10 protein-coding genes are annotated in these 9,372 nt (G+C 67.2%); 5 read left to right on the forward strand and 5 right to left on the reverse strand.

Annotated elements, in window-relative coordinates; all coding sequences use genetic code 11:
• The 4 genes from MLGJGCBP_RS46185 to MLGJGCBP_RS46200 form a co-directional block, all read right to left on the reverse strand.
• Positions 1–851: aldehyde dehydrogenase family protein (locus MLGJGCBP_RS46185; RefSeq protein ID WP_160095700.1), on the reverse strand; the 851-nt coding region annotated here is incomplete at its 3' end.
• Between the two features lie 455 nt (positions 852–1,306).
• Positions 1,307–1,444: a hypothetical protein gene (locus MLGJGCBP_RS52730; protein ID WP_007300075.1), complete on the reverse strand. Its 138-nt coding sequence runs from the start codon at positions 1,442–1,444 to the stop codon at positions 1,307–1,309.
• A 90-nt stretch (positions 1,445–1,534) separates the two neighbouring features.
• Positions 1,535–2,434 (reverse strand): glycosyltransferase, encoded by a 900-nt coding sequence (locus MLGJGCBP_RS46195; protein ID WP_007300074.1) that lies wholly within the window; start codon positions 2,432–2,434, stop codon positions 1,535–1,537.
• Positions 2,435–2,705: 271 nt separating this feature from the next.
• Positions 2,706–3,323, reverse strand: a complete 618-nt coding sequence (locus MLGJGCBP_RS46200; RefSeq protein ID WP_007300073.1) for a TetR/AcrR family transcriptional regulator — start codon at positions 3,321–3,323, stop codon at positions 2,706–2,708.
• A gap of 911 nt (positions 3,324–4,234) precedes the next feature.
• Between MLGJGCBP_RS46200 and MLGJGCBP_RS46205 the strand changes: the two genes are divergently transcribed.
• Positions 4,235–5,560 carry a cytochrome P450 gene (locus MLGJGCBP_RS46205; protein WP_007300072.1) on the forward strand — a complete coding sequence of 442 codons (1,326 nt, stop codon included), beginning with the start codon at positions 4,235–4,237 and terminating at the stop codon, positions 5,558–5,560.
• 121 nt (positions 5,561–5,681) lie between these two features.
• On the opposite strand, the gene MLGJGCBP_RS46210 is transcribed toward MLGJGCBP_RS46205, so the two are convergent.
• Complete coding sequence (locus MLGJGCBP_RS46210) at positions 5,682–6,212, reverse strand: ester cyclase (protein WP_007300071.1); 531 nt, start codon at positions 6,210–6,212, stop codon at positions 5,682–5,684.
• Positions 6,213–6,540: 328 nt separating this feature from the next.
• On the opposite strand from MLGJGCBP_RS46210, the gene MLGJGCBP_RS46215 reads away from it, so the two are divergent.
• The 4 genes from MLGJGCBP_RS46215 to MLGJGCBP_RS46230 all read left to right on the forward strand — a co-directional run bounded on the left by MLGJGCBP_RS46215 (position 6,541) and on the right by MLGJGCBP_RS46230 (position 9,278).
• A protein-coding gene (locus MLGJGCBP_RS46215; RefSeq protein ID WP_236581034.1) for an IS5 family transposase occupies positions 6,541–7,349 on the forward strand; the annotation gives its coding sequence in 2 pieces (ribosomal slippage) (positions 6,541–6,874 and positions 6,874–7,349; 810 coding nt in all).
• Between the two features lie 113 nt (positions 7,350–7,462).
• Positions 7,463–7,918, forward strand: a complete 456-nt coding sequence (locus tag MLGJGCBP_RS46220; RefSeq protein ID WP_007300068.1) for an SRPBCC family protein — start codon at positions 7,463–7,465, stop codon at positions 7,916–7,918.
• A gap of 37 nt (positions 7,919–7,955) precedes the next feature.
• Positions 7,956–8,756 carry a DUF5602 domain-containing protein gene (locus tag MLGJGCBP_RS46225; protein WP_007300067.1) on the forward strand — a complete coding sequence of 267 codons (801 nt, stop codon included), beginning with the start codon at positions 7,956–7,958 and terminating at the stop codon, positions 8,754–8,756.
• A 72-nt stretch (positions 8,757–8,828) separates the two neighbouring features.
• Positions 8,829–9,278, forward strand: a complete 450-nt coding sequence (locus MLGJGCBP_RS46230) for an SRPBCC family protein (protein WP_007300066.1) — start codon at positions 8,829–8,831, stop codon at positions 9,276–9,278.
• Positions 9,279–9,372 lie beyond the last annotated feature (94 nt).

Raw genomic sequence — 9,372 nt, forward strand, 5'->3', positions numbered from 1 at the left:
TCGACACCGGCGCAGACCTGGCCGGCGTTGCCGAACGCGCCGACGGCGGCGGCTTCGGCGGCCTTGTCCAGGTCGGCGTCCTCGGCGACCACCATCGCGTCCTTGCCGCCGCACTCGGCCACCAGCGGGGTGAGGGTTTCGGCGCAGGTTGTCATCACTTTGCGGGCGGTGGTGCCGGAGCCGGTGAAGGCGATCTTGTCGACCCCGGCCCGGGCGAGTGCGGTGCCGGTCTCCCCGAGACCGGTGACCACCTGCAGCACCGGCCGCGTGCCATCGAGCGAGTTCCACTTCTGCTCCAGCCAGGTGCCGACCCCTGGGGTCAGCTCGGAGGGTTTGAACACCACCGCGTTGCCGGCGGCGAGGGCGTAGGAGATCGCGCCCATCGGGGTGTAGAGCGGGAAGTTCCACGGGCCGATGACACCGATCACCCCGAGCGGCTGGTAGCCGAGGGACGCGGACTGGTTGATCGCGGCCAGACCGGACCGAACCCGTTTGCGCCGCAAGATTTTTCGGGCGTGCCGGGCGGCCCAGTCCAGATGCTCGATCGCCAGCATGATCTCGAGGGCGGCGTCGCCGCGGGGTTTGCCGGTCTCGGCGGAGATGAGCGTGGCGAGGGCGTCGGCGTCGGACGCGACGGCCCTCTTGAACGCGAGCAGCATGGTGCGACGCCCGCGAAAGCCCTGGTCGTGCCACCAGCGGGCGGCGGCGCGGGCCCGATCCACCGCGGCGGCCACGGCGACCGAGTCGGCGATCGGGTATTCGGCGAGGACGGTGCCCGAGCGCGGGTCGAGGCTGGCGAACGTGCCGGACGGGGCGACGGTGGGGGCAGTAGTGCGCGTGTCTTCAGTCATGAGATCAGGCCTTCTTGGCAGGATCACCCGACGCAATTGGGTGGTCGCGGGCTACTCGATGTCACGGGTGCCGGCGGCGGGTGGTCGCGGCGAAATGAGAGTGACCGGGTGGGCGAACCGCCCCGTGGAGGGTGGTGCCCGCACGGTGTGTCAGGCTTCGAGCACGGTCTTCGCGTTAGCGAGATTGCGGTGGGCGTTGCGGGCATAGAGTGTCGCGACGATCCCATCGGGGATCTTGCCGAGGAGGCCACCGAACTTCCCGGACTCCTGGTGCCAGGTGACCCGGGTGCTCTCCGCCCCGGCCGGGGCGAAGCGGATTTCGGTCTCGAAGGGGGGCGGGAGTGTCGACGCCGCGGCGACGCAGGGACGTGTCCTGCTCGACGCCGGTCAGTTCCTCGGTGACGTCGAGCCGCCGGCCGGCGACCTTGACGACGTGATGCACGACGGCGCCCATTTCACCGCAGTCTCCCGACACGTGCTGGTAGGACGCCACGTTTCTTGGCGTACCGGGTGACGTTGGCAGGGTCGTGGAAGAAGGCGAACACCTCCTCGATGGGGCGTTCGATGACAACGGATTCCTCGGTGATGATCATGGCGCCCTCCTGGGTCGTGTTCGTGTTGGTGGGTGTGGATGGCGGGGTGCGTGGGGAGGTGGATTCAGCCGACGGTCGGAGCAGTCAGATTCATCTGCGTACCTGTCGGTGGGGTAGGTGGTCGATGAGGTCGGCTGCGGCCATCGAGCCGTCGTGGGAGCGGATCCTCGTCCCGAGCCCGGCGGCGGCCGCCCGGTGTGGGCCGTCGGCGAGAAGAGTGTCCACCGCAGCTCGGATGCGGTCGGGTGGGGCCTTCTTGGGCAGGCAGCGGGCCGCACCGCGGTGGTCGAGGGTGCGGCCGATCATCGTCTGATCGAGCAGCGGGTGCATCGGCAGGATGATCAGCGGCACGTCGTGGGCCAGGGCGCGCATGGTGGTGTCGTGTCCACCGTGCCCGATGACGAGGGTGGCGTCCGGCAGGATCGTCTCGTGATCGAGGTGGCCGTGGATCTCGGCGTCCGGGCCGGCGGTCAGCGTCGTGGGGTCGACGGAGGTGCCGGTGGTCACCACCGTGCGTGCCGGGACCCCGCGCAGCGCGTCGAGGACGCGTTGCAGAGTCTGCTGCTGGCCGCGGAAGTTGGTGCTGGACAGGCTGACCAGGATCAGCGGCTCCCGCTCCCCGACCCAGGTCAGGGCGGACGGCATGCGGTGCGGCACCACCCCGGTGTAGTGGACCGCCGGGGGCAGATCACGGCGCCGGCGCCCGGCCGGGTCGAGTTCCCGCTCGGTGGTCACCAGCACCAGGTCCGAGGAGGTCCACAACCGCAGGGGCCGTTGCCCTTTCAGGCGGGCCAGCACCGGTGCCGGGCCGCGCCTGGCGCCCGCTTCCATGAACTCGTAGAAGGTGTGCACCAGCGTCACCCGCGGCAGGCGGGCCCGCTCGGCCGCGGCCAGGGCGCCGTAGAGCAGGCAGTCGGTCACCACCACGTCGGCGGGTTCGGCGGCGACGGTGTCGAGCAGATCGATCCCGGGGCCGGGGTCGGTGAACACCGACAGATACGCGTACAGACCGCGGATTCCGGGGTGTGCGGTGGTCGACCGCCAGGGCCGGGCACGGCGGAACGCGGTGAACCGGAAACCCAGGTTCTCGATCTGCCGGCGCTGCTGTTCATGCCCGAGGAACCGGACCTCGTGGCCGCGGCGGTGGAGCTCGGTCGCGATGCCGAGGGCGGGGGCACGTTGCCGCCGCCGTCCCAGGTGACGAACAGGATGTGTGCCATGGCGTGGCCTCCAGGAGGCTGGGTCTCGGGATGGGCCCGGTTCAGGTCGGTTCGGGTGGCGCGTCCGGGAGCAGCGCCCGCAGCATGCCGAGCAGCGCCTGCCCGGTACGCTCGGCCGACATGCCGAGATCATTGCGGAACACGTGCCAGACCAGCACGTCGGTGCCGGCGGCGAGCTGAGCGAACAACAGGTCACGATCCGCCGCCGGCAGCGGGTCCAGGTACGGGGCGAACACCTGCTCCACCCAGCGGTGGTGGAGGCCCTGCGCGCGGGCGACGATCGACGCGATGAGCGGCGAGCGCTGCGCCTGCAGCACGTGCCGCAAACCCAGCGGCCCCCACTGCTCGTAGTGCGTCATCAGGTTCTCGACGGCGGCGTCGACGTCACCGGCCGCGACCGGGAAGCGCTGCGCGGTGACCTCGCGGCCGATCCACCGCAGCGTCGCGGTCAGCAGTCCGTCCCGGTTGCCGAACTTGCGCTGCACCGTCTTGATCGACACCCCGGCCCGGCCCGCGACCCGCTCGAGGGTGATCTCGTCCAGCCAATACTCCCGGTACAGCTCCAGCGTGGCGCCCATGATCCGCTCCGTGGTCTGTGCCGCCGATTGCGCCCGGGCGGTCATCCGGTACGGGCGCGGCGACCCCACTTTCATGTCCATAATGATGGACCTCAAAATTTGGGCTGTCAACAGCGACGACACGATCCGTTGCATGCCCCAGACCCCCCAGCTCGCGGATGTTCGCGGACAGCTGTCCACCGTTGAGGAAGCCATTCGCGCAGGACTGCTCGCCGAGACAATCTCACCCATTCGGCCAATTTGCTGGCATTCCCTAGCCCGGCGGAGCCGTGGTGCCCAGCGACTCCGACCGAAACCTGACGCTGTACCACGGCCCGGACGTCGCCGACTTCGTGCTCGACGCCAGCGCTGCGGTCGTGCGACAGCTGACCCGGCCCACGCAATGTCGCGTCGCCGCGCCGCCGGGCGCGGTGAGAGCGGGAGCTGTTCCGGGACCACCGCCGCGACCGCGCCAGCTTCATTCCGCCGGTCGACGTCGACGGCAAGATCATCGCCGAGCGGTTCACCCGAATGGACATCTATGCCCGCGACGGCGGGATATGCCAACTCTGCCTGGAGCCAGTGGACTTCGATGCCCTGTACGGCCCGGAAGTCCTGTCGATCGACCACATCGACCGCGAAGGCCCCCACACCCGGGCGAACTGCCGCCTCACCCATCAGTTCTGCAACAACGATGCGCAGTGGGCCAGCGGTTTCGATCCCAGTTCCGCGAGTCGGTTTTCTCGGACGGGGAAACGGGAACGCGCAGCTCACCGGCTTCCGGCCACGGGGCCGGTTTCGGAACGCCCCGGTCCGCGTTCGGCAGACGGGGTCGTTCCTGCCGAGCTCTCGCATGTCGACTCGGGGACGAACACCGGAGCGGCGTGGTGTCCGAGTCCTCAACGGGGGGCGTCCCCTGGTCTAGCGGTCGAGCCGGGCCGAGTGTCAGACTTGACGTCGTGGCCCGGACCAGCGAAGAGGCGCAAGAGTATCCGATAGCACCCGACGCGCCGATGCCGCTGTTCGCACGGGTCAAGGCCCTGAACAAGTTTCACACCGGTCTCGAGGACATCCGGGACGCGGGCGGACCGGTCACGATCGTCGCACTCGGACCGAAGCGACTGGTGCCGCCATTTGCTGTCGTCACCTCGCCGCAAGGTGCTCACGACGTCCTCGGCGGTTCCGACGGCGCCTTCGACAAGGAATTGACCGTCCATGCCGAATCACGAAAATGGTCCGGCGACAACCTCTTCAACATCACCCACGAGCCGTGGCTGAGCCGACGCCGAACCTTACAGCCGCTGTTCACCAAGAAACACGTCGCGATCTATGCCAGCTGCATGGCGGGTGTCGCGCAGACCATGGCCGCGGAGTGGGCCCGCTCGGACCAGGTCGACCTCGACAGGGAAACCCGGCGACTGACCTTGCGGGTGCTCGGGCAGTCACTGTTCGGGAGCGACCTCGGCGCGCAGGCCGAGGTACTCGGACCGGCGCTCGACCGTGCCGCCCGGTTCGTGTCGCATCGCGCGCTGCAGCCTGTCCGCGCACCAGCCTGGCTGCCGACACCCCCGCGCCACCGGTTTCGTACCGCGAAGGACGTCGTCGACACCGTGATCGATGAAGCGATCACTTCGGCCCACGATGAACCCGGCCGGAATGCCGAGCTGATCAGACTCTTCTTCGATACGACCGACCCCCAGACCGGGAAGCCATTCACCGACCGGGCGATCCGCCAGGAGCTGTGGGCGTTCCTTTTTGCCGGACACGACACCACGGCGACCACCTTGGCCTACAGCCTCTGGGCCCTGGGGCGCGATCGCGCGATCCAAGATCGAGTGGCGGCGGAGGTCGCCGCACTCGGCGATCGCCCACTGCACGTGGACGACGTGGCCCGCATCCCCTACACCGTCCAGGTGGTCCATGAAGCACTACGGGCCTGTCCACCCGCGGCCGCGGTCGGTCGCAGGGCCATGCGCGATGTCGCGGTCGACGGCTACCGAATTCCGGCCGGCACGAACGTCATCGTCGGGATCTATGCGCTCCATCACGATCCCACCCTGTGGGGCGCCCCTGGTCGGTTCGACCCGGAGCGGTTCAGCCCGGACCGATCGGCGGGGCGCACCAGGTGGCAGTACCTGCCGTTCGGAGGCGGTCCGCGCACCTGTATCGGGGATCATTTCGCCATGCTCGAAGCGACATTGGCCTTGGCCGGCATCCTCCGAACAGTCCAGACCGAGTCCCTCGGTGCCGACTTCCCACTCGTCACGCCGTTCACCATGGTAGCCGGCGGCCCCGTGCCCGCCCGTATCCGAGCGAGGACACCCGCTCCACCGATATAGCTGTGAGTAGTGGCCCAGGGTTTTTCCGACTTTGATTTTCGACGCGAGTTGCAGTGTCTGCGAACGGTGATCTGCCGTACGTCGAGAATTTGCGAGCCGGGTAGTCACCTGTGATCGCGAGCTAACGACGTCGAACGATGCCGACTACACGCGTTGTGGCGTTGAAGGCAGCCTTCAACGCGCGATCCGCAATTGATCCGTCGGGCGGTAGCAGCTTGATCTGGCGGGCGAACTCCATTTGGTCGTAGCGCACCGTGTTCGTGACGACCTTCCCGTCCTGAACGACGAAGTGGTCGAATCCCTCGAAATCGATTCGCCGCCCGGTGGCGGCGATGCCGACAAAGGTGCCGACGTGCCGTCCGGTCAAATGCCAGTGGACCAAGACGTCATCGCCGGACTCGGCGATCGAGACCGTCTCGAAGGTGAAGTCGGTGACGGCGGCGAAGACCTGCTCGAAGTAGGCGGCGATCTCGGCGCTCCCGCGACACGTCCCGGTCGGGAAGTGCACGGTGGAGTCGGCGGTCCAAAAACTACCACGCAGGCTGTCGACGTCCTGGGCGTTGAGGCGGTCGAGAGCCCACTGGACGAGTTGCGCCTTCGTGGCGTCGTTCGGCGGCGCGATCGGGGTCGAGGTGGGGCTGCGATCGGGCATCTCAACTCCCTGCACGTTGTCGCGCGGAACATGGGCGAGCGCCGCACGGGATTCTTCTGACAAGGCTAACGTTGCGGAGTAGTCGACCACTCGGGTTTGTCGACACCCGTTCGCCTGAGGACCTCTCCCGGGCCACTGCAACGCGCGTCGAGAATCAAAGTCGGAAACGTCCCGCCCACCTTGGGGATGGGGCAGGAACTCCTACCCGCCCACGCGCAGCAATTCGGCCTCCCCGGGCCGACGTCATGTGACCAGTATCCGCTGGTCGAGGGCCTGCTTAGAGCGTGTCTCATGTGGATGAAGTGGCGTATGGGACATAATGTGACGCGTGTTAGATGGGTTGTCACTGCGGTTGGTGCCGGATGCGTTGTGGGAGATCGTCGAACCGTTGATTCCGCGATTCGCCGCACGGCCACAGGGAGGCGGCAGTGCGCCGTTGGAGGATCGGGCGGTGTTCACCGCGATCGTGTACGTGCTGACCAGCGGATGTGCGTGGCGGCATCTGCCGCCCTCGTTCGGGGTCACCGTGCCTACCGCGCACCGAAGATTTACCGCCTGGGCGGCGGCCGGGGTGTTCGAGAGACTGCACCGCGAGGTGCTCGACCGGCTCGGAAGCGCCGGTGAACTCGACTGGACGGCCGCGATCCTGGACGCCGCGAGCGTCCGGGCGAAAAAGGGGGATCGCTGACCGGGCCGAGTCCGGTCGATCGCGGCAAGAAGGGGTCGAAGATCCACGTCCTGTCCGAAGCCAACGGCATCCCGCTGGTCGTCGATGTGTCCGCGGCGAACACCCACGACAGCACCCTGCTGCAACCGATGGTCAGCGCGATCCCGGCGGTGAAATCCCGACGAGGGCCGCGCCGTCGCAAACCCGGAAAGCTTCGCGCCGACAAGGGCTACGACTACGACAAGCACCGCCGGTGGCTGCGCGAAGAGAGAATTGTCCCACGCATCGCCCGCCGCGGAATCGAGAGGAACGACCGGCTGGGCCGATACCGGTGGAAGATCGAACGCATCATCGCCTGGCTCACCGGCTACCGACGTCTGACCATCCGCTACGAACGCCACGCCGAGCACTTCGCCGGATTCCTCCACCTCGCCGCGGCACTCACTTGCTTCAAGAAACTTCCCACATGAGACAAGCTCTTAATATCCCCCACGTGAGGGATGGTCCGGGGACGCACCGCCGACCCACACTGGGTCCAGTCACAAGTTCCGTATCGCGGCATTCGACACTGGAGTTGAGCGTGATGAGCCGGACGGTTCACGCCGAGATGGTCTTCCCATTCGACCCTGAGGAGACCTGGGACTTCTTCGCAGATCAGGGGCAGCATCTGGTGAACCTGTCGAAACGGGTTGCGGCGGTGCGTGACTACCACATCCGCGCCGATGGCACACCCCGGTACTCGATGGTCCTGCGCATCGGTCCGCTGACCGTGCAGGGCACCTCGGATTACACCGTGTTCGATCGCCCGCGGCGGACCGTCAATGCCGTGCTCAGCGAGCCCTTCGGGGGTGTCTACGAGATGCGCTTCGAGCCGGTGGTGTTAGGCACCCGTGTGCGCATCGAGTGGGCGGTGGAGGCGACGACGCGGCCGGGCGGACTGATGCTGCCGATGGTTGCTCCGCTGCTCGCCCGTGCGCTGCGCGCGGATCTCGTGACGATCGCGCGGCGCGCGTGCAAGGAAAGCTTGTGCGGACCCTGAAAGGGGCCGGCACCGATCTCGACAAGGTGGCCACATCATGCGACATCATCGAATGCACCGCTTGCTGGGACTTCTGCTCGCGGCCTGCGTCACCGTGGCCGGGTGCGGCGCGGCCGCCGCCGGACCGGAGGAGATCCGCACCTACTTCGGCTCGTCGCAGAGCGTCGGCCATGGGACGGTGAGGATCTACACCACCGTGGACACGCGGGGTGAGCCGACCGCGGTCGGTCTCCGGATGTCGGCGGCTGCCTTGGAGGGGCTGCCCGACACCAGTGCGATGTTCATGCTTGGCTTACCCGAGCAGGCGTCGGCGACGGTATTCGACCACGTCATGCTCAACTGGAACCCGCACGGACACGAACCCGAGATCCTGTTCGGCAAACCGCATTTCGACATGCACTTCTACATGACCGACATGTCCTCGACCATGGGGATCGATCCCGCCGCACCGGAGTACGCGGCCCGCGCCGCACACCTGCCCGACGGCAAGTACATCCCCCGCGATTACATCACCCCGCCCGGGCCGCTCGCATCCGAGCTGGCAGTGCCGTTAATGGGGGTGCACTGGATGGACGCGACCGCCGGAATGATCCCGGGCATCTACGACTTCACCCAGACGTTCATCAACGGGTCCTGGGACGGGAACTACACCTTCATGGAGCCGATGATGACCCACGCGTGGCTGTTGACCAGGCCGACGATTCAAGAGCCCGTAAAGCAGCCGCAGGCCTACCAGCACACCGCCTACTACCCCACCACCTACAGCGTCCGATTCGACAACACGACAGGCGAATACGACATCGCCCTCGGGGAGATGATGCTGCGCCAGCGATCGTGAAAACCAGGTCGAGCAGGGCGCCGCACTACTGCGAGTCCCAGCAATGAACCCCCTTTCCAGACTGGAGTCATCATGATTGTCGCCGAGGAATCCGTCGTCATCGACCGCCCCATCGAGGAAGTTTTCACTTTCATTCAGGATCCCGGCAACGTGACGCTGTTCATGACCAATGTGATCTCGTACGAGTTGGTCTCGGGTCAGGCCGGTGAGGTCGGCTCGGTCGTGCACGGTGTGGTCGAGGTCGCCGGCCGGCAACTCGAGATCACCGAGGAACTCACCGACATCGAGCAGGGCAAGTATCTGCGCCGCCGCGGCACCGACAGTCCGGTCCCGTACGAGACCGAAACCCTGTTCGAATCCACCGACCGGGGCACCCGGGTCACCTATCACCAGGAATCCGGGTCCCTCGGCGGCATATTCGGCGCACTCGCCGACGGAATCGTCGCGAAACTGTACGCCCGCGACGTCCGCAGCAACCTCGAGCACGCGAGAACACTCCTCGAAGCAGGCGACCCGCAATGAGCACCGATCGGGCCGCTCCCGCCGACACCCGGATGATGGGGATCCTGCACGACGCCCTGCGCCGCGACCTGGGACGGGCCCGCACCGTCCTCAC

Source organism: Rhodococcus sp. T7 (assembly GCF_009872365.1).
Taxonomy (GTDB): Bacteria; Actinomycetota; Actinomycetes; order Mycobacteriales; family Mycobacteriaceae; genus Rhodococcus_F.

Excerpts from the sequence above, each read along its gene's own strand:
- MLGJGCBP_RS52730 (WP_007300075.1), bottom strand. The coding sequence starts at position 1,444 with ATGATCATCACCGAGGAATCCGTTGTCATCGAACGCCCCATCGAGGAG.
- MLGJGCBP_RS46200 (WP_007300073.1), bottom strand. The coding sequence starts at position 3,323 with ATGGACATGAAAGTGGGGTCGCCGCGCCCGTACCGGATGACCGCCCGG.
- MLGJGCBP_RS46205 (WP_007300072.1), top strand. The coding sequence starts at position 4,235 with ATGCCGCTGTTCGCACGGGTCAAGGCCCTGAACAAGTTTCACACCGGT.
- MLGJGCBP_RS46210 (WP_007300071.1), bottom strand. The coding sequence starts at position 6,212 with ATGCCCGATCGCAGCCCCACCTCGACCCCGATCGCGCCGCCGAACGAC.
- MLGJGCBP_RS46220 (WP_007300068.1), top strand. The coding sequence starts at position 7,463 with ATGAGCCGGACGGTTCACGCCGAGATGGTCTTCCCATTCGACCCTGAG.
- MLGJGCBP_RS46225 (WP_007300067.1), top strand. The coding sequence starts at position 7,956 with ATGCGACATCATCGAATGCACCGCTTGCTGGGACTTCTGCTCGCGGCC.
- MLGJGCBP_RS46230 (WP_007300066.1), top strand. The coding sequence starts at position 8,829 with ATGATTGTCGCCGAGGAATCCGTCGTCATCGACCGCCCCATCGAGGAA.